The 17,554-nt window shown below is 66.9% G+C and carries 22 protein-coding genes; 13 read left to right on the top strand and 9 right to left on the bottom strand.

Translation table 11 applies throughout. The features are described from left to right. Together E6J58_17960 and E6J58_17955 are read right to left on the bottom strand one after the other, a co-directional pair. Nucleotides 1-2,034, bottom strand: coding sequence for a hypothetical protein (locus E6J58_17960; protein TMB34641.1), 2,034 nt, complete (start codon nt 2,032-2,034; stop codon nt 1-3). Between the two features lie 127 nt (nt 2,035-2,161). Continuing rightward, the gene (locus E6J58_17955) at nt 2,162-3,217 is read right to left on the bottom strand and encodes a hypothetical protein (protein ID TMB34640.1); all 1,056 of its coding nucleotides are present in this window, start codon (nt 3,215-3,217) and stop codon (nt 2,162-2,164) included. Between the two features lie 286 nt (nt 3,218-3,503). Here E6J58_17955 and E6J58_17950 point away from each other — a divergent pair, with 286 nt between their 5' ends. From E6J58_17950 to E6J58_17935, 4 genes are all read left to right on the top strand, one after another. Further along, on the top strand, nt 3,504-3,800 hold the full coding sequence (locus E6J58_17950; protein ID TMB34639.1) for a hypothetical protein: 297 nt from the start codon (nt 3,504-3,506) through the stop codon (nt 3,798-3,800). Between the two features lie 91 nt (nt 3,801-3,891). Continuing rightward, nucleotides 3,892-4,725 carry an SDR family NAD(P)-dependent oxidoreductase gene (locus E6J58_17945; GenBank protein ID TMB34638.1) on the top strand — a complete coding sequence of 278 codons (834 nt, stop codon included), beginning with the start codon at nt 3,892-3,894 and terminating at the stop codon, nt 4,723-4,725. Next, the gene (locus tag E6J58_17940) at nt 4,709-5,263 is read left to right on the top strand and encodes a TetR/AcrR family transcriptional regulator (GenBank protein TMB34637.1); all 555 of its coding nucleotides are present in this window, start codon (nt 4,709-4,711) and stop codon (nt 5,261-5,263) included. The genes E6J58_17945 and E6J58_17940 overlap by 17 nt, the downstream gene beginning before the upstream one ends. Further along, nucleotides 5,260-5,703, top strand: a complete 444-nt coding sequence (locus tag E6J58_17935) for a MaoC family dehydratase (protein ID TMB34636.1) — start codon at nt 5,260-5,262, stop codon at nt 5,701-5,703. The genes E6J58_17940 and E6J58_17935 overlap by 4 nt, the downstream gene beginning before the upstream one ends. Nucleotides 5,704-5,716: 13 nt before the next feature. On the opposite strand, the gene E6J58_17930 is transcribed toward E6J58_17935, so the two are convergent. Beyond that, nucleotides 5,717-6,256: a hypothetical protein gene (locus E6J58_17930; GenBank protein ID TMB34635.1), complete on the bottom strand. Its 540-nt coding sequence runs from the start codon at nt 6,254-6,256 to the stop codon at nt 5,717-5,719. A gap of 251 nt (nt 6,257-6,507) precedes the next feature. Between E6J58_17930 and E6J58_17925 the strand changes: the two genes are divergently transcribed. From E6J58_17925 to E6J58_17915, 3 genes are read left to right on the top strand one after another with little or no spacing between them, the layout of a single operon-like run. After that, nucleotides 6,508-7,002 (top strand): hypothetical protein, encoded by a 495-nt coding sequence (locus E6J58_17925; GenBank protein TMB34634.1) that lies wholly within the window; start codon nt 6,508-6,510, stop codon nt 7,000-7,002. 47 nt (nt 7,003-7,049) lie between these two features. Beyond that, on the top strand, nt 7,050-7,937 hold the full coding sequence (locus E6J58_17920; GenBank protein ID TMB34633.1) for an alpha/beta hydrolase: 888 nt from the start codon (nt 7,050-7,052) through the stop codon (nt 7,935-7,937). A gap of 15 nt (nt 7,938-7,952) precedes the next feature. Next, nucleotides 7,953-8,339, top strand: a complete 387-nt coding sequence (locus E6J58_17915; GenBank protein ID TMB34632.1) for a hypothetical protein — start codon at nt 7,953-7,955, stop codon at nt 8,337-8,339. Nucleotides 8,340-8,363: 24 nt separating this feature from the next. On the opposite strand, the gene E6J58_17910 is transcribed toward E6J58_17915, so the two are convergent. Next, nucleotides 8,364-8,609 (bottom strand): hypothetical protein, encoded by a 246-nt coding sequence (locus E6J58_17910; GenBank protein ID TMB34631.1) that lies wholly within the window; start codon nt 8,607-8,609, stop codon nt 8,364-8,366. 568 nt (nt 8,610-9,177) lie between these two features. On the opposite strand from E6J58_17910, the gene E6J58_17905 reads away from it, so the two are divergent. The 4 genes from E6J58_17905 to E6J58_17890 all read left to right on the top strand — a co-directional run bounded on the left by E6J58_17905 (nt 9,178) and on the right by E6J58_17890 (nt 11,814). After that, complete coding sequence (locus E6J58_17905; protein TMB34630.1) at nt 9,178-9,441, top strand: hypothetical protein; 264 nt, start codon at nt 9,178-9,180, stop codon at nt 9,439-9,441. A gap of 69 nt (nt 9,442-9,510) precedes the next feature. Beyond that, a complete protein-coding gene (locus E6J58_17900; protein TMB34629.1) occupies nt 9,511-10,182 on the top strand; it encodes a phosphoribosyltransferase in 672 nt (223 codons plus the stop codon). After that, nucleotides 10,173-10,865, top strand: coding sequence for an alpha/beta hydrolase (locus tag E6J58_17895; protein ID TMB34628.1), 693 nt, complete (start codon nt 10,173-10,175; stop codon nt 10,863-10,865). Before E6J58_17900 ends, E6J58_17895 begins: the two co-directional genes overlap by 10 nt. Then, nucleotides 10,843-11,814, top strand: coding sequence for an NADP-dependent oxidoreductase (locus E6J58_17890; protein TMB34627.1), 972 nt, complete (start codon nt 10,843-10,845; stop codon nt 11,812-11,814). Before E6J58_17895 ends, E6J58_17890 begins: the two co-directional genes overlap by 23 nt. Here the strand turns inward: E6J58_17890 and E6J58_17885 are convergent. Next, entirely contained in the window at nt 11,766-12,269 is a 504-nt protein-coding gene (locus E6J58_17885) for a RidA family protein (GenBank protein TMB34626.1), read from the bottom strand. The two genes, E6J58_17890 and E6J58_17885, sit on opposite strands and share 49 nt — an antisense overlap. Nucleotides 12,270-12,686: 417 nt before the next feature. Beyond that, a complete protein-coding gene (locus E6J58_17880) occupies nt 12,687-13,082 on the bottom strand; it encodes a DUF4437 domain-containing protein (protein ID TMB34699.1) in 396 nt (131 codons plus the stop codon). Nucleotides 13,083-13,952: 870 nt separating this feature from the next. On the opposite strand from E6J58_17880, the gene E6J58_17875 reads away from it, so the two are divergent. Together E6J58_17875 and E6J58_17870 are read left to right on the top strand one after the other, a co-directional pair. Continuing rightward, a complete protein-coding gene (locus E6J58_17875) occupies nt 13,953-14,384 on the top strand; it encodes a hypothetical protein (protein TMB34625.1) in 432 nt (143 codons plus the stop codon). Nucleotides 14,385-14,508: 124 nt separating this feature from the next. Further along, nucleotides 14,509-15,504 carry an MBL fold metallo-hydrolase gene (locus E6J58_17870; GenBank protein TMB34624.1) on the top strand — a complete coding sequence of 332 codons (996 nt, stop codon included), beginning with the start codon at nt 14,509-14,511 and terminating at the stop codon, nt 15,502-15,504. A gap of 7 nt (nt 15,505-15,511) precedes the next feature. Here the strand turns inward: E6J58_17870 and E6J58_17865 are convergent, their stop codons facing one another. The 3 genes from E6J58_17865 to E6J58_17855 form a co-directional block, all read right to left on the bottom strand. Then, nucleotides 15,512-16,630, bottom strand: coding sequence for an AI-2E family transporter (locus E6J58_17865; protein TMB34623.1), 1,119 nt, complete (start codon nt 16,628-16,630; stop codon nt 15,512-15,514). Between the two features lie 86 nt (nt 16,631-16,716). Then, nucleotides 16,717-17,298 (bottom strand): putative Fe-S cluster assembly protein SufT, encoded by a 582-nt coding sequence (gene sufT / locus E6J58_17860; GenBank protein TMB34622.1) that lies wholly within the window; start codon nt 17,296-17,298, stop codon nt 16,717-16,719. A 10-nt stretch (nt 17,299-17,308) separates the two neighbouring features. After that, nucleotides 17,309-17,554: SUF system NifU family Fe-S cluster assembly protein (locus E6J58_17855; protein ID TMB34621.1), on the bottom strand; the 246-nt coding region annotated here is incomplete at its 5' end.

Below are 17,554 nucleotides of genomic sequence, written 5' to 3'. Positions count from 1 at the left end.
CTACGGCAGGCCGATGTCCCTGGCCATCTCCTGCGTGATGATGGTCGCGGCGTCGTCGGGCAACAGCAGGCCTTCTTCCACCTGATCCTCCACCGCCGCCATCACACGCGCCATGTATCCTTTCTTTGATCCATAACGCTCCTCGACGGAGCGGCGCGGATCGCCCTTGCGATCGGCCTTGTGCACCGCGAAGGGGATGTACTGTCCCGACAGGTCGCACAAGTCGGGATTGCCGAAATTGACCCTGCGCGTGTTCCACCCCGAGTAGGTCCCGAGCGGCACTCGAAGCTGTGTCGAGCGGACCCCGTCCACCTCGTTGCCGTCCGCATCGACCTGAGGCAGCAACTCGCGGTACGTGTAACGGACGGCAGGCGGCTCGTCCATCACGCCGGAATCGTCCTGCGCGTCGAAGTCGCGCCCGCGATCGAGCACCTGCCTGCTGTTGAAGCCTCCCACGAAGGTTACGCCGGGGATGCTCGGGAACCGGACGCCGTGGGCGGGCACCAGGGTGCGTCCGCGGAGCGTCGCATACCGGCTATGCGGCGGCCTGTGGCCGTTCACCACCCAGTCACGCAAGGCTACGAGCAACGCCCGGAAGTTGTACGTATACGAGTTGATGTTCCCGAGTTGCTCGCAAACTGGATTCTGCGACGGAGCGACCGCGGGCGCCGAGCCTCCGTGCTGCGCGCTCGCAAAGTGATAGATGCGGACGTTTTCGGGGACTACCAGATCTTCGTCGGCGTCGGCGTCCGCCGTCGTGAACGACATGCCGGCCTGCCAGTACTCCGTGCTGCTGACGGTGTTGAAGACCTTCGGACAGGTGTTGCTCCGCCTGCAGCGGTCGAGCAGCCCTCCGTCGATGTGGGCGAAGCGATCGTGCGAATCTCCCCACGTCGTCGGCGCTTCCTGTCCGGGGAATTGTTTCTCGGTGTGCTGAGTGCCCGCCAGGCGGGTGGGCTGCGCGAAGCGGATGTTCAGCGAGATGCGATAGCTGGCGATGTCCGGGTCGAGCCCGTCGAACACCCGCTTTCCGTTCTCATCCTCGTTGAACCCGAGACCCGTGAACGTTCGCAGGAAGCGCCCGCTCTGCGAGATCCCGAAGCCGATGGTGCTATGGACCGCGCCGGCCAGAGGATTGGACGCCCCCGAGTTTCGGCGCAGGAAGGCGACCAGGTCACGTGTGGCCGCGAATCCGATCCCCAGCACCTTTGGATCCTTTCCCGTGTAGACGAGCTCGTAAATGTGATTGGTGTCGAATCCGCCTTGCAGGCAGACGCGCGTGGTGCTCGGAGTTCCCGGGAATGGATTCGTCGCGCTGCAGTCGGCAAACGCCCACTGACTGCGCGGAACGAGCTCCTTGGGGTCGTTCCAGTGGATGCGCCGGGTCAGCGTGGCCGTCGAGTTGTCCAAAGTGGCCGTCTCGATGGGCGCCGTGAGCGCGTTGCCGGCGAGTGGCTCGGACGGCACGGCGGCCCCGGGCGTGTATTCCTGCCGCACCTCGCCGGTGATGGAGGACCCATCCCTGCGGCGCGCAACCGGGACCAGCGTCATCACCTGCCGTCCGCCGCCCGCGAGCGCGTCGCCCTGCCACCCGCTCCAGACCAGGATGAAGCCCTGCTTTTGCAGAAAGCCGTCGCCGGCGGGATTGGTGGTGGTGATCCCGACGTTCAGGAACGAAGTGATGAGCTTGTTCCCGCGGTTCACGACGTCATAGACGAGAGTGTGGTTGCTCCTTGCCAGGTCGACGGGCTTGAGCACGGAGAACGTCATCCCGTACTCCACGTTTCCGCGGGCGTTGCGCGGCGCACTCTCGATGTCCTGGATGATCCGATTGAGCGGGTGGTGCGGATTGATCTCGCCGGTGACTACACCGTCGAGCTGCTCGTAGGCCCCGGCACTCCCGAAGGTGGCGGCGCCGAAAGGCGAGCTCCTGGTGTAGGTGATTCCTGTGACCTCCGCGCGGGCGGCTGTGCCGAGCGCCAAAACCGCAAGTGCCCACACGATCGGGAACCGATCCCGGCGAGATGACGTCATTGTGTTCCCCCTCGAGGCCCCTGGTGCAGTCGCTCGATCGACGCGGGCCGCCCACTGCGAAACCATTGCGCGGCAGCGGCAGTCAAGACGCGACGCGCAAAGATGCCCACGACGATCGTCGGCCCCATCACGAAGCGCGTCTGCCGGTGTGGGGCTCGATCGCGAGCGTGATCAGAGACGCCGCCGTGCAGAAGGTCGTGCTGGTGATGCAGTGGTCGCCCCGCCAGGTCCCGTTCTCCCGCTGGATGGCTGCCAACCGCGCGCGGATGCTCTTGCGGAACCCTGCCCACTCGTCGCCGCCCAACGCCGCCTTGGCCTCGGCGGTCAGCATGTACGAGACGTGCTCCTCTCCCCCGTAGCTCCCGAACCCGCGCATGACGTTTTCGTTGGCGAGCTGCGAGGCAGCGGCCTTGCGCGCCTCCTCGGCGCGCTTCTTCAGCTCGAGACTTGCAGGCGAGTCGGACCGCGCCACCTGCTCGGCGGCCATCATGCTCGCGGCAACCGAGTAAAGCTGCACGCCCGCGGCGTCGGTGGCGCCGAACGTCTTCGTCTTGCCGTCGTACTTGTCGACCAGGCCAGCTTGGCCCTTGGCGAGCACGTCCTTGTCGACCTTCGCGCCGGCGCGCTGCGCCGCGTAGAGGCCGTTGCTCGCAAACGCCGACGCCAGCAGAGGAGCCCAGCCGTCGCGCGAATAGCTGCCGTCTTTTGCCTGCGCGCGCTCGATGCGTTTCACCACTGACGCGAGGGCCCGCTCCGCATGCGCGTGCAGCGGCCCGCGCAGGGTGGGCAGCACTTCGGCGAGGAACTGCGCCGCGACGAAGGTGTCGATGTTGCGTCCCAGCTTGCGCTGCGGAAGCGTGCCGGGTGGGTTGATGGCGATCTCGTCCTCCGGCGCACGTTCCACGGCCGCCGCGATGTAGATCACCGCGCGCCGCGTGTGCTCCTGATACTGGCCGAGCGAGCCGGTGTGGCCGAGCCGCAGGAGCGCAATAGCCGTGAGCGCGGTCGTCGCGACATCGGGACGGGGATCCTTTGCGCCGTCGCCCCAACTGCCGTCGTCGTTCTGGGCGGCGATCAGCCAGTCCAGGGGGCGGCGCATGTCGGGATCGGCCGGCGCGTTGGCGGCTGGTGCGTGGGCGGAGAGGAGAGCGCAGAGGGCGGTGCAGAGGACGAGCCGGGGCATGGGACCTCCAGACAGTCCTTGCTCCAACGCGCGACCATCCCGAACGATCTGCTGTACCGGGCAGACTCCACTACTGCCTGCTATTCTGCGCGGATCGCTCATGCCACACGGACGCGGAAAGCGCCGGCAAGGGACGGGCCGTTCCGCGGAACGGCAGAGGCAGCGGAGTGAGGCTCGTCGCAAGAATGCAGAGACCTCGCGCGCCGCTGCGGAAAGGCGGCGGTCCGAGGCGGAGTCCGGGCGCGTCTACGCGGAAGAGTTGCGTCGTCTTTCGGAGGAAGTGAGATTGAGCGCCGAGCAAGCGCGTTACGCTGCCGACGAAGCGCGGCGGCATCGCGACGAGATCCTCGTCCTCGCCGAGCGGCTCCGGCGCGAAGCCGAACAGCGCCGGGCTTCGGCGGAACAAGATCGTCGCGCGACCGCCGACCACTTCGAGACCGACACGCGCCAGGCGATCCGCGAAGAACTGGAGATTTCCGCCGAGATGCAAAAGTCGGCGAACGCCCTGCGTGGACCCGGCGAAGCGCCGACCGGTAAACGCCGGAAGCAGCCGGGCCGCAGCGGCCGGGGCGGAACGCGTTAAACGCGCAGCGGTCTTTGCCCCCGAATCCTCGGCCGGGCCGCAGGCATCTTCCAGGTTAGATGACATCTGTCATCTATAGCCCGGAGCACACATGAGCAGCCCAGTGGCGTTGGTGACAGGCGTGTCGTCGGGAATCGGAAACGCGACTGCCCGGATGCTGATCGAACGAGGATACCGGGTCTTCGGAACGGCCAGATCCGAATCGAGCCCCATGCCCGCCAAGGTGGAGCGCGTGTTGCTGGACGTGCGGGACGCCGCGTCGATCGACGCAGGTGTGCGCGAACTGCTGGCGAAGGCCGGGCGCGTCGACCTTCTCGTCAACAACGCCGGGGGCGGAATGGTCGGCGCGGTCGAAGAGACCTCGCTGGAGCAGGCGAAGCGATTGTTCGACGTGAACTTCTTCGGAGCGGTGCGCATGACGCAGGCGGTGCTGCCGGCAATGCGGGCGCAGAGAAGTGGCCGCATCGTCTTCATGAGCAGCATCGTCGGCTTTCTGCCGGCGCCATTCATGGGGTTCTACTCCGCTTCCAAGCACGCCCTCGAGGGACTCGCGGAGTCGCTGGATCACGAGACCCGCACGCTGGGCATCCGCGCGGCGTTGGTCGAGCCGGGCTTCATGCGCACCAACATCGGCGAGAACCGGTTGCTGCCGGGCAGCGTCGTCGATGCCTACGCCGCAGCGCGGGATCGGGCCGGCGAGAGCATCCGCACGAGAGTGAGCGCCGGCGAGGATCCTTCGGTGGTGGCGCAGGCCGTGCTGGAAGCAGCGACTGCCGAGAAGCCGCGCCTGCGCTACCCGGTGGGCAAAGGCGCCGGGTTGCTGGCGCGTCTGCGCCGATACTTGCCGGAGAGCATTTTCGACGGCGCGCTTCGCAAGCAGTTCGGGCTCGGCTCGGCGGGAGGCTCCCGTGCGCCGGTCGCGTGAGGAAACCGCACGCACCCGAGGCAAGGCGGTCGACGCAGCGTCGCGGCTCTTCCGCGAGCGCGGCATCGAGTCGGTCAGCGTGGGCGACGTGATGGCGACCCTGGGGATGACGGCCGGCGGTTTCTACCGTCACTTCGAGAGCAAGCAGGCGCTGGCCGCGGAAGCATGCACGGCGGCGTTTGCGGGATCGGGCCTCGCGCGACAGCCTGCCCGGTCGCCGGAAGCGATGCTGCGGCGCTATCTCAGCAAATCGCATCGCGACGCGCCGGCCGGCGGCTGTCCGCTGCCCGCGCTCGCTTCGGACATGGCGCGCCAGCCAGCTGCGGTACGGCGCGCTTACACCGAGGGCGTGCACGACGCTCTCACGCGCATTCAGGAGCTTGCGCCCGCTGCGGACTACAAAGCGCGAGTTGCGCTGCTGACGGGTATGGTCGGTGCGCTCGCGCTCGCGCGCGCGGTAAACGACGAGGAGCTGAGCGCGGCCATTCTGCGTGAAACGCAGGGCTTCTGGATCCGCGCGCTGGAGCAGCGGTCGTGATCTGGCTCGAGGAATTCGCTCCCGGACAGAAGTTCGTGTCGAAAGCGCTTCGGCTGGACGCAGCCGCGATCAAGGCCTTCGCCACCCAGTTCGATCCGCAGCCGTTCCATCTCGACGAAGCCGCTGCCCGCGACTCTTTCTTCGGCGGCCTGGCCGCGAGCGGATGGCACACCGCCGCGCTTTCCATGCGTCTTCTCGTCGAGAGCGGCTTCCGCCCCGCCGGCGGCATCATCGGCTCGCGCGCCGACGAGTTGAAGTGGCCGCGCCCGGTCCGGCCGGGCGACGAGTTGCACGTGCAGGCCGAAGTGCTCGAGGTGCGGCGATCGGACAGCCGGCCCAATCAGGGGTTCATCAAGTGCCGGACTACGACCCTGAACCAGAAGGACGAGCAGGTGCAGGTATTGGTAATGAACCTGCTCGTCCAAGCGCGGCCAATGTAGATTTGTCCGTTCGCTACGTGCTCGTGCAGCTAACCTCGTTGCCCGGAACGGTGTCGTCCGAAGTCGGCGGGCTGAAGGTACAGCTGACGGTCAGCACCAGCGTGCCGGCAGGCTGCTCGACGCGCAATGTGGCGCTCGTGAACTCCACGTCCGTGATCGTCTCGGTCCAGTTCGGATTCGGGCACCCCGGCGCGCCGGGAACCGGCGATACCGGTCCTTGCGTCGTGACGTTGAATGAAACGTTGCCGTTCTTGATCGCGCTCGCCGGAATGGACTGCGTCCCTGTCAGCGTCACCTCCGCCGGGTTCTGGCCGGGTGCTTGGTTCCCGCCTTGGTTCGTGCAAGTGGCGGTTGGGTTTCCAGTCGCCGTGAGCGTGACGAGCAAGTCCTGATTTCCGAGACCGGCCAGCGCGCCGGCCGCAGTCAGGGTCAGGCCGTTATCGGTGAACGTTGGTTCGCTATGGGCGCCGCCCTTCAAGTGGACGCTTGCGGCGAGTGCCATCGCGCTGAGACACGTGAGGAGGGCTCCCGACCAGATCGCAGGACGCTTCATGGGGGTATTCCTTTCAGTGCTTGGGGCACTGCGGCGGGCGGGCGATACAGTGGGGTCCGGCACCGGGCCAAACGCTCAATCGGCGTCCACCCTCGACGGAAGAAGACATGCTGGCGGTACCCCCCGTAGGCTGCCCGGCGGGCACATAGCGCTGCAGTGAATCGCTTGTCAAGTCATGGCCCTTGCGCCTTCGCCCGCCTGTGGGACGGGGAGCCGAGCCATTGCGGCGGGCCGGACCTAACGTCGCATCCGTGCGCTTTCAGCGAACGAGCGTCTGCGCGGCGATAGCTGCGGTCGCGTGCGGCCCAATCGACCAATCCGCCGGAATCGGCGCCGGCGGCGCCAGCAGTTCCGATGCGGGAGTTGGTGGCGCGTCGCCCCCGAGAGCCGACGTCCGGATCGTTTCTCCAGCCGACGGAGACAAGTGCAGCGCGGACAACTGCGGGATTTCCGTCGCCGTCTCCGGTGCGACGCTCGCTGCGGCGGGCCGCTGCGGCGGAGCGCAGGGTTGCGGACACATCGACCTCTACATCGACGGGACGGCGTGCGGCTCGCCGAACGTTCAATCGAGCTCCGACAACATCGCTGCGAACTTCGGGCGATGCGCGAAGATCGAAGGAAAGCACACGGTCATGTGCGAGCTCCGCAACGACAACGGCGCGCTGCTCGCGCGATCGCAAGAGGTGCGGATCGAGGTGAAGAAAGCGGACCACCACGGCGGCGAAGGCGGCGACGACGACGACTGAGGCGCCACGCTTCGTTTCCTGAGTCGTAGCCTGTATGCACTTCCGGGATGCTGGACGATTTCGATACGGCCGAGGTCCAGACCGGGGAGACCACCATCTTCGTCCGCCGATCTGGCTCCGGCCCTCCGATCCTGCTGCTGCACGGCTTTCCCCAGACGCATCTGATGTGGCGAAGCGTGGCGCCCATCCTGGCGCGCCATTTCACCGTCATCTGCGCCGATCTCCGCGGCTACGGCCGCAGCGGCTGCCCCAGGTCGGCCCCGGACCACGAGCCGTATTCCAAACGAGCCATGGCGCGCGACATGGTGGCCGTCATGGAGCGGCTCGGTTTTCGCCGCTTCTCGGTCGCCGGGCACGACCGGGGCGGTCGCGTCGCTTATCGCCTCGCACTCGATCACCCGCAGCGCGTGCATCGGACCGCAGTGCTCGACGTCATTCCGACCGAAGAGGCATGGGCGCGGTCAGACGCGAGATTCGCTCTCGCCTTCTGGCCCTGGTCCTTGCTCGCCCAGCCCGAACCATTTCCCGAGCGTCTCCTCGCAGCGGCCCCCGAAGCGGTCGTCGACGACGCGCTCGGCGGGTGGGGATCTTCACCGGCAGTCTTCAGCGCGGACGTGCGCGCCGCCTACGTCGAGGCGTTGCGCGATCCTGCCCGCTTGCACGCGATCTGCGAAGAGTACCGGGCCGCAGCGACGTGCGACCGAGAGCACGACCAGGCGGATCTCCGCGCCGGCCGTCGCATCGCGGGCCCTGTCCTTGCGCTCTGGAGCGGCAAGGGACCGCTCAATGCCTGGTACGCGGAGGAAGGCGGACCGCTCGCGCTCTGGCGGTCCTGGGCCGACGACGTCCACGGCCATTCCGTGGACGCCGGACACTTCTTCCCGGAGGAAATCCCGGGTGAAACGGCCGATGCCTTGACGAGGTTCTTCAGATGAGACCGTGAGGAAACGATGAACGAGCAAGCGGAGCGGAACAAGCAGACGGTGATGAGCTTCTACGACGTCATGTTCAATCAGTGCCGCCCAGAAGAGGCCATCCGGATGTTCACGGGCGATCGGTACATCCAGCACAACCCCGCCGTCGCCGACGGGAAGCAGGCGTTCATCGAGTACTTCCAGCGAATGGCTCGCGAGTACCCAGGCAAGAAGGTCGAGTTCAAACGGGTGATCGCGGAGGGCAACTACGTCGTCCTCCACTGCTATCAGCAGTGGCCCGGCGACCGGGATTGGGCGGGCATCGACATCTTCGGCCTCGACGACAAGGGAAGGATCGTCGAGCACTGGGACGTGCTCCAACCAATTCCCGAGAAATCCGCGAACACCAACACGATGTTCTGAGGGCGGCCAGCGCAAGTTCGTCCGTCATTCGAAGAGCGCCGCGGCCGATTGCGGCAAGCCGCCGGCGTCCTCACCGCCGAAGACGAGGACCTTGCCGTTGCCCAGCATCGTCACCGTGGCGGCGAAAAACGCCGGATCGAGCGTGGGGCCCGCGGTCCAGCCTCCGGTCGCCGGATCGAAGATCTCCGTCGCAGGAACTCCGACACCGGCCCTTCCCGGGAGCTCCGGCGGCACTTCTCCGCCGATCAACAGGACACGCCCGTCCGTCAACGCGACTGCTGAGTGCGAGTCTCGCGGTGCCTGAAGGTCGCCAGCGGGGCTGAATTGACCGGTGGCCGGGTCGAAGCAGAGATGCAACGAGTCCCCGGACTATTCCCGAGCTACAAGAGCTCCACTCCTCGCACGACAAGGAATGCATCCGAAAACACCGGCGCGTGAGTGCCCGGCGCATTGTGGATGCCGGAGATCCTCATTCCCTCTGCCGGCGGGTCCCGCCGGAAGCGCGATGCGCTTCTCGACGTTGCCGAGCGCGTCGAGCACCAGCGCCAGCGGGTCCCTGGCATCGCTGACACTCAGCCCACTCGGGTTCTGCGTGTAGTTGCTGGAGCCCACGGCGAGCAGCCTCCCATCGTTCAGGGCCGCAGCGTCCCAGAGCATGTCCCCGTCTTGAACGTCGACGTTGCGTTCATACCTGAGCTCGCCGGTGGCTGCTTGCGACGACAGGATCCATCCGCGCGCTGGGGCGGCTTCGGCGATCTCGGAGACTTGCTCCGAGTTCGGCGGAGCGCTGGGCATCGCCATCCTCGGCAGCATCGGGACTGCCATCTACCGTAGAGCCATGGCCCGTTCCGTTGAGGGCATTCCGCGCGAAGCAGCCGAGGCTGCGCGCGATACCCTCGGCGGCGCGGTGGCGGCGGCTGAGCAGGTGCCGGGGCCTGGTGCGGCGCTGCTCGAAACGGCTCGGAAGGCATTCACGGATGGGCTCCAGGTCACGGCGATCACCAGTGCTCTCGTCGTGATCGGCATCGCCATCCTGGTGTTGCTCGTGCTGCGAGACGTACGCTCGGCTTCCGAGCTGGCAGCAGAATCAGACCGCTCATGATGCGGCGACCGCTGGCGCGCGCTCCGGCATGTCGGCGTCCTCGCCGGAAGATGCGTAGGTTGGTTTTTCATGCGGTACCGCGATCGCCGAGAGGCCGGCCGCGTCCTGGGCGAGCATCTGGCAGCCTTCGCGGGCCAGCCCGACGTTGTGGTGCTCGGCCTCCCCCGGGGCGGCATACCCGTCGCCTGGGAGGTCGCGCGGCGGTTGGGCGCGCCGCTGGACGTGTTCGTGGTGCGCAAGCTCGGCTTTCCGGGACATGAGGAGCTGGCCATGGGGGCAATTGCCAGCGGGGGAGTCCGAGTCCTCAATCCGGATGTGATCGCATACGGCGTCACCCGCGACGATATCGAGCGAGTGACGGAGAACGAACTGCGTGAGCTCGAACGGCGCGAGCGGTTGTTCCGCGGCGATCGGCCGCCAACGCCCGTCGCGGGTCGCACCGTCATCCTGGTGGACGACGGCCTCGCCACCGGCTCGACGATGCGGGCTGCGGTGCGGGCGCTTCGTCAAGAGCGAGCGGCACGAGTCATCGTGGCAGTGCCCATTGCGGCGCCGTCGACGTGCGCGGAAATGGAGGACGAGGCGGACGAGGTGATCTGCGCCGCGACACCGGAGCCATTCCGCGCCGTCGGACTCTGGTACGAGGACTTCACCCAGACGACCGACGAGGAGGTGCGCGAACTGCTCGATCGCTCCGTCGAGGGCGACAGCGCGTCGCAAGGAGGCCCCCTATGGACATGAGCGAGCGCGAGATCGAGTTGGTCTTGCGTCCGGGAGTGCGACTCGGCGGAAATCTCGCCGTCCCCCATGGGGCTCGCGGCGCCGTTCTCTTCGCTCACGGCAGCGGCAGCAGCCGCTTCAGCCGGCGCAATCGCCTCGTTGCCCAAACGCTGCAGCAGGGGGGTTTTGCCACGCTGCTGATGGACCTGCTGACGCCGCACGAAGAAGAGGCGGAGAGGTTCACCCGCCACCTGCGCTTCGACATCGGGCTGCTCGCGGACCGTCTCGCCGGAGCAGTGGAGTGGCTGTCGCACGACGAGGAGACCCGACGACTTCCGGTCGGCTTGTTCGGGGCGAGTACGGGCGCAGCGGCGGCTCTGGTGACCGCCGCACGCGAGCCCGATCGCGTCTCGGCGGTGGTTTCGCGCGGCGGACGGCCCGACCTCGCCGGAGAGCTGCTCATCGAGGTGCGCGCGCCGACGCTCCTGATCGTAGGAGGAGCCGACGACGTGGTCCTTGGTCTCAACCGCCAGGCGCTCGCGATGCTGCGGACTGAGAAGCAGCTCGAGATTGTCCCCGGCGCGACGCATCTCTTCGAAGAGCCCGGCGCGCTGGAGGTCGTTGGCGCGCTCGCAGCGCAGTGGTTCGCGGACCACCTCATCCCAACCTGGAGGAGACCCCATGAAGGCCGTACGCATCCATGAATTCGGTGGCCCGGACCGGGTCCAGCTCGAAGAAGTCGATACTCCCAAAGTCACGCGCGGCAAGGCGCTGGTGCGGATCCACGCCGCGGGCGTCAATCCGGTGGACTGGATGGTCCGCGAGCACCAGTACAACCCGAAAGGCGCGGACCGGGTGCCGCTGACGCTCGGGCAGGACTTCGCCGGCGTCATCGAGAAGATCGGACCGGGGTCGAAGACCCCGCTGCGCGAAGGCGACGAGGTCTTCGGCGAGGTCTTCGGCAGCTTCGCCGAGTATGCGCTGGTGCCGGTGAAGGACTTGGTGAAGAAGCCCCGCTCACTCGACTTCAACGTCGCTGCTGCTCTGCCGATGCCCGCACTGACGGCCTGGCAAGCCATCATCGACACTGCCAAGGCGAAGCCCGGAATGCGCTTCCTCATCCACGGCGCGAGCGGTGGAGTGGGCTCATTCGCGGCGCAGTTCGCGCGGTGGAAGGGTGCCGAGGTGGCAGCCACCGCAAGCGCGCCGAGTCTCGATTACCTGAGATCGCTCGGGGTCGATCCGGTCATCGACTACAAGCGCGAGCGCTTCGAAAAGAAGGTGCGCGACGTCGACGTGGTGCTCGATCCGCTGGGCGGAGAGACGCAGGCGCGATCCTGGGGCGTGCTCAAGCGCGGCGGAATGCTCATCACCCTGATCGGCGAGATCGACGAGAAGGCCGCCAAGCACGCCGGCGTGCGTGCCGTCGACTTCGGCATGGAGTACGACGTCAAGGACCTCGAGGAGATCGCGGCGCTGGTGGAGAGCGGAGCGATCCGGCCCCACATCGCGAAGGTGCTTCCGCTCGAACAGGCGAGACAGGCGATGGACCTGAACCAGCAAGGGAAATCACACGGCAAGATCGTGCTGGAAGTCGGGTCGGATCAGCCTCGCACCGCGAAGACGGCCTCGACCTCGACAGCGACGCCGTAGGGCAGGCCGTTCACGCCGACGGAAACCCGAGTGTGCTTGCCGGCGTCGCCGAACACAGCCAGGAACAGCTCGGAGGCGCCGTTGATCACCTTGGAGTAGTCGAGAAACTCTGGCGTGGCGTTGACGAATCCGCCCACCCGGATGCACTGGACTACGCGATCGAGGTTGCCCTCCACCGCGACGCGGAGATGCGCGAGCAAGTTGAGCGCGCACAGCCGCGCCGCCTGCCGCGCCTGCTCGAGGCTGATCTCCCGTCCGACCTTGCCGATGAACTTCCGCTCGCCGTTCCACTGACTGAGCTGCCCGGTGAGGAAGAGAAGCTCGCCCATGCGGACGAACGGAACGTAGTCGGCCCCCGGTGCGCTGGGGGTAGGCAGCTCGATCCCCTGCTCGCGAAGACGCTTCTCCACCAAACCGGCCGCCTCGATCCCTGCGTTGAAGCCGATGGGCACCATGTAGATCGAATAGCACGGTTAGGTGCGGGTCCTTCGAGCAGGCGCACACATTTCTTCTTTTTTTCGGCGACTGCTCGCGTAGTGGACGGGTCCATACCTTGCGTCGCGGTTCGGGCGTCGTCCGAGGTGGACGGCTTGCGCACACTCAACGACAGTTCTTCGCGTCCGAGGAATCGAGCTGGATCAGCGGCGTGGTCCTGGACGTGGCCGGCGGCGCGGTGGTGGTCAGATGAAGCGGAAAGGACGAGGTGAGCCATGAACTACTCGGACCTGGCGCTCGGCGCTTCGAACCTGCTGCTCGGGACTGCGGTGGGAGCGGGCGTGAATCAATCGGTCTTCGTGAGGCCGAAATGGTTCACATCGCCTCCGCAGTCGACGCGGAAGGAGAGGAGATTTACCGTCTGACCTGCTCGCTGCCTACTTCTTCGCGGCCTTCGAGCGCGGATCGTCGGCAGGGTTCACGTAGGTCACGCCCCACGGCCCTGTTCCATGTAGCTGGACGACGGTCTCGCCTTTCGTCATGCCAAAGTGGGCCTGCTTGGTGGGCATGACGACGAAGCTCCCCGTGGGCAGTTCCTTTGCGGCGGCCTCGTCGAACTTGTCGCCCATGCCCATGTAGAACGTGCCGCTGATCACGGTGACGTGCTCATCTGCCGGGTGCGTGTGGGGGGCAATCTTGTAATTTGCGGGGAACTTGAGCCGCATCGTGAAGGGGCCGGGCTCCTTCGCGTTTCCTTCCATTCCCGCCACCTTCGCGCCCGGCGGCAGCGAAGGAGGTCCGTCCACCCACTTGAGATCGGCAGTCGTGACCATCACATGCGTGGTTGCGGCTGCGGGCGCCTTCGCCGCCTCCTCTGCGAGCAACACCGTCGCGCCGATGAGGTTGAGAGCGACGACTCCGATTCCGAGAAGCCGGTACCGCCGTGTCGTTTGCATGGTTTCCCCTTGAGAAGCAGGGCAAATGACACCCCCGATCCCAACCTGTCAAGATGATGACGTAACGTCGACGGAGCGCGGAGGAACGGCGGCCCGGGCACATGACGCGCGTGTCACGAATCGGTGACGTAGCTCGTTCCTCGATTTGCGTAACCGAATAGAGACCCGGCGGATTCGTGCAGGCATGAAAAATGCCCGCAGCACAATGGATGCGCAATTCAATTGCCGAGTTGAGGGCCGCCAGGTCCCTGCACCGTTGGCTCCGGCGCGCAGCGCTTTCGGCAATCCCCATCGCCGGGCTCTCGGGCTGCGGAAGCCAATGCGACCGGCCCGACTATGATTCGTCCTTTTTCGTCGACGGCGGCGTACCTTGGACATCGGGCTCGCAGCACTCGGCGAGCGAGTGTGTCCCGTATTGTGGGTCGGGCGCGCGCGACGTCTGCTTCACGACCGAGATCACCGGCTGCACGGCCGCGTCCCAATCGACTGTCACGTGCCACAATCACTATACCTACTGCGCCCAGAGCCCCTGTGGCCGACCGCCTCCCTCCAGGCCTGAAGCAAGTCGCAAACCGGGAACAACCATCGCTCGTCGCCGCGCACGTGGCGGACGCCGTGCGACTCGAAGGAGCGGCAGTGATGGCGTTCCAGACCGTCGAGCGAGAGTTGATCGCGCACGATGCCCCTGCGCACCTGGTCGCGCGCGCAAGGTCCGCGCGGCGAGACGAGATGCGCCACCATGCGGCGATGTCGAGGCTGGCCGCCCGCTTCGGCGCGCGGGCCTCGGCGATCGAGGTGGAATGTCTCCAGATCCGGACGATGCTCGAGCTTGGCATTGAAAACGCCGCGGAGGGCTGCGTTCGCGAGACCTATGGCGCGGCGGTCGCCGCCTTCCAAGGGGAATGGGCACAAGATCGGCCAATCCGCCGAGCGATGCGAGTCATTGCACGCGACGAGGCAGAGCACGCATCGCTGGGCTGGGCCATTGATGCGTGGGTCCGGCCCCGCCTTCAGCCCGGCGAGCGCGCGCTGGTGGAGGATGCTCGGCAGGAGGCCGGCGAACGGCTCCTTTCGCAAGCGCGCCTGCCCGTCTCTCTGGAGCTGACGACCACGCTGGGACTTCCTGACGCCGCGGCCTCCGCGCAACTCATCGTCGCCCTGGCGCCGCTCTGGTCATAGCCGCTTGCAGCCGTCGGTGGCTGTACGGCATGTTCGACCGACGCGAGGCGCCGCAGTATTTTCCGGAGCTGAAATCCGGCCTTCATACTGGTGATATGTTTCCCGCCCGTCCCAAGGAGGAAACATGTGCTTCATCGAACCTGAGGCAGCCGGTCTCTTCCGCAGGCAGATCGTCGGCGCCGGATTGGCGGGAGCGGCCGCCGCCGGAGCAAGTGTCATGCTTCCGGGGCTCGCGCAGGGAGCCGAGCCCACGACCAAAAGCGGCGGACCGGGCGGAAGCGGCGCGCGGTTCAAATGGTTCGGCACGAACGGCTGGGAAATCGCCTTCGGCGCGAAGACCATCCTCATCGATCCCTGGTTCGGACGCTTCGACAGCGGGTTCTTCAGCGGCAAGTTCAACCCGAACACGCCGATCACGACCGACCAGGGCCTGATCGATCAGCACATCGGCAAGGCGGACCACATCCTCATCGGCCATGGCCACTGGGACCATCTCGCCGACATCCCGCTCATCGCGAAGAAGACCGGCGCGATGGTGATCGGCTCGGAGACCCACGGAAACGTCCTGCGAGCGGCCGGCGTCCCCGAGAAGCAGATCGTGCAGGTGAAGGGCGGCGAGCACATGCAGTTCGACGGGTACACCATCGAGGTCTTCCCGGGCCTCCACTCGATGGGGCCGATCAAGAAGTACGCCGTGCCCGGCCACCTCGTCACCGTGCCGGCTTCGGCGCCGAGCAAAGTGGGCGAGATGCCCGAGGGCGACACCCTCATCTACCTGATCACCATCGGCGGCAAGTACCGCATCTTCTCGATGAGCACCGCCAACTTCATCGAGCGCGATATCACGGGACTGCGGCCGGACGTGGCGCTGCTGGCGTCGATCTTCTACACGCAGGTCCACGACTTCACGCCGCGGCTGATGAAGGCGCTCAACTTTCCCAGGGTGATCCTGCCCACGCACTGGGACAACTTCGAGAAGCCCTTCTCCGAGCCACCGCAAGATCTCAGGGCCATCTTCGGCGACCCCGGCAACCTCGACATCTGGGTGAAGGAGGCCCGCCGCGTATCGCCGAAGAGCAAGGTGGTGATGCTCAAGTTCTTCGAGTCCTACGCAGCGTAGGAAGCGCTCAAGCCGTGCCGGTCGGATGCTCGAGGAAATCGCGCTCGTACATGCGCAGGAGCGCGAGCAGGAACGCAATCACCAGGGGTCCGGCGATGATCCCGAGCAGTCCAAACATCGTGATGCCCCCGAGCAGCGCGAGAAACACGAGCCCGGTGTGCATCTCCACCTTGCCTCGCATCGCGAGCGGCTTGACCACGTTGTCCGCGAGAGTCAGCAGCACCCCGCACCAGACGGCGATGAAGACGGCCGCAGTCATGTGGCCGGTAAACGCCAGCAATACCGCGGCCGGTATCCAGATGATGGCGGTCCCCACGACGGGCACGAACGAGGCGACCAGTGTAACGATCCCGAGAAAGACCGCGTGGGGGACGCGAGCGAGCGTGAATCCGATGGTCGCGAGCACGGCCTGCACCACCGCCGTGAGCGCAGCGCCCACCAGCGTAGCGCTGGAGACGTTGGCGAACTCGTGCAGCAGCTCCTCCGTCTGGGCCGCCTGCAAGGGCGAGACACGGCCAAGCAAGCGGATGAGGTGCCGCCCGTCCACCAGGAGGAAGTAGAAGGCCGCGAGCATGATCAATGTGCTCGCAACTGCGCCGGCCGACGCGCCGAGCGCCGCGGGCCCCGCCGCCTGGGCGTAGTCCAGTGCCTTCGCCGCGAACGCCTGAACCTGCTCGCGCGACAGATGCAGTGTCGAGAGGATGTTGTCGATGACGTGCTGCGCCTGGGGCGGCACCCGCGAGAGGGAGATGTCCCCTACCGACTGGACGCCCAGGGAGTCGCGCACCCAGGTCAGCCCCTGGGTGATCTGCTGCGCGATGAAGGCGAGGATGCTCGCGATTGGAGCGACGATCGCCCCGAAAACGAGCACGGTGAGCAGTGCGCCGGCAAGCCGGCGGCGGCCCTTGAGCAGGCGCTCGGTGCGGGCGAGCAGCGGCTGGAAGGCGGCGGCCAGCACCGCGGCGAGGAAGAGCGGAGAGCGGAAGGGCCAGATGACATAGACGGTGAGTGCCACGGCCACGGCGAACAGCGCCCAGAAGGTCCGCCGGGCGCGCGTCGTCGGGGCGCGGGGGCCCAGGGGAGGACGGCGGCGTTCGATGGGCGACGGGGTGATGCTCTCCGACATGAGTACAGATTACGCACGACCTGCCGAGCCCGGCAGGAGTCCCAGTTGCAGGGCGCTCCTAGCGGCGCGGCTGACCGCGCAGGGCCTCACATCCAGCCGAGTTGGAGCCGGGCCGCGTCGGACATCCGGCTCGCATCCCAAGGCGGATCCCAGACGACCTCGACCTCCACTTCCCGGACGCCAGGGACACTCTGGACCTTTCGCCGGACGTCCTCCTTGAGCACGTCGCCCATGCCGCAGCCCGGCGCGGTCATGGACATTGCGATCTCGACGCGCTGCCCGCCGTCCGGCAGTGGTACGGCCTCGCAGCGGTAGATGAGGCCGAGGTCGACGAGGTTCACCGGGATTTCCGGGTCGAATACCGTCCTGAGTTGCTCCCAGACCCGCTCTTCTTCGAATGGGCCTTCAACGATCGGCGCCGGGGCAGCGGCCGCCGGGGCGCCAAGCGCGTCGGCGTCCCGGTCGGCGATGCGCAGCAGGGCCCCGTCCTCCGTGGTGACGGTGAAGTGGCCGCCCAGCGTCTGCGCGATCGTCACGCGCGTCCCGGCGGGCAGCACCACGCTGGAGCCGCTCGGGATCCGGGTCGCCTCGCAGTCGCGCGCGAGCGTGATGGACCCGCTGCTGACGGGCGGCTCGACGACTTCTACGACCGGGAGCTTGGTCGCCATCGCGCGATTCTCACTCCGTCGACACCGGCGCGCCGGCACCGTCGAGCGCGGAGCGCAGCGTGTGCCAGGCCAGCGTCGCGCACTTCACGCGCGACGGGAACTCCCACACGCCCGAAAGCACGGCGAGCTTGCCCAATTCCTGGGGGTCGACCTTGCTCCTCGGTCCCTCGCTGATCATGGAGTGGACGCGCTCGAAGAGCGCCTCCGCTTCCGCCTTGGTCTTGTTCTTCAGCGCGGAAGTCATCAGGGACGCGGA

It is taken from the genome of Deltaproteobacteria bacterium (assembly GCA_005879535.1).
GTDB lineage: Bacteria > Myxococcota > Myxococcia > Myxococcales > 40CM-4-68-19 > 40CM-4-68-19.
This window is presented reverse-complemented; position numbering and strand designations above follow the sequence as displayed.

Excerpts from the sequence above, each read along its gene's own strand:
- E6J58_17960 (TMB34641.1), bottom strand. The coding sequence starts at position 2,034 with ATGACGTCATCTCGCCGGGATCGGTTCCCGATCGTGTGGGCACTTGCG.
- E6J58_17930 (TMB34635.1), bottom strand. The coding sequence starts at position 6,256 with ATGAAGCGTCCTGCGATCTGGTCGGGAGCCCTCCTCACGTGTCTCAGC.
- E6J58_17905 (TMB34630.1), top strand. The coding sequence starts at position 9,178 with ATGGCCCGTTCCGTTGAGGGCATTCCGCGCGAAGCAGCCGAGGCTGCG.
- E6J58_17955 (TMB34640.1), bottom strand. The coding sequence starts at position 3,217 with ATGCCCCGGCTCGTCCTCTGCACCGCCCTCTGCGCTCTCCTCTCCGCC.
- E6J58_17900 (TMB34629.1), top strand. The coding sequence starts at position 9,511 with ATGCGGTACCGCGATCGCCGAGAGGCCGGCCGCGTCCTGGGCGAGCAT.
- E6J58_17870 (TMB34624.1), top strand. The coding sequence starts at position 14,509 with ATGTGCTTCATCGAACCTGAGGCAGCCGGTCTCTTCCGCAGGCAGATC.
- E6J58_17885 (TMB34626.1), bottom strand. The coding sequence starts at position 12,269 with ATGGTGCCCATCGGCTTCAACGCAGGGATCGAGGCGGCCGGTTTGGTG.
- E6J58_17875 (TMB34625.1), top strand. The coding sequence starts at position 13,953 with ATGTCGAGGCTGGCCGCCCGCTTCGGCGCGCGGGCCTCGGCGATCGAG.
- E6J58_17890 (TMB34627.1), top strand. The coding sequence starts at position 10,843 with ATGAAGGCCGTACGCATCCATGAATTCGGTGGCCCGGACCGGGTCCAG.
- E6J58_17920 (TMB34633.1), top strand. The coding sequence starts at position 7,050 with ATGCTGGACGATTTCGATACGGCCGAGGTCCAGACCGGGGAGACCACC.
- E6J58_17880 (TMB34699.1), bottom strand. The coding sequence starts at position 13,082 with ATGGTCACGACTGCCGATCTCAAGTGGGTGGACGGACCTCCTTCGCTG.
- sufT (TMB34622.1), bottom strand. The coding sequence starts at position 17,298 with ATGGCGACCAAGCTCCCGGTCGTAGAAGTCGTCGAGCCGCCCGTCAGC.
- E6J58_17865 (TMB34623.1), bottom strand. The coding sequence starts at position 16,630 with ATGTCGGAGAGCATCACCCCGTCGCCCATCGAACGCCGCCGTCCTCCC.
- E6J58_17895 (TMB34628.1), top strand. The coding sequence starts at position 10,173 with ATGGACATGAGCGAGCGCGAGATCGAGTTGGTCTTGCGTCCGGGAGTG.
- E6J58_17945 (TMB34638.1), top strand. The coding sequence starts at position 3,892 with ATGAGCAGCCCAGTGGCGTTGGTGACAGGCGTGTCGTCGGGAATCGGA.
- E6J58_17915 (TMB34632.1), top strand. The coding sequence starts at position 7,953 with ATGAACGAGCAAGCGGAGCGGAACAAGCAGACGGTGATGAGCTTCTAC.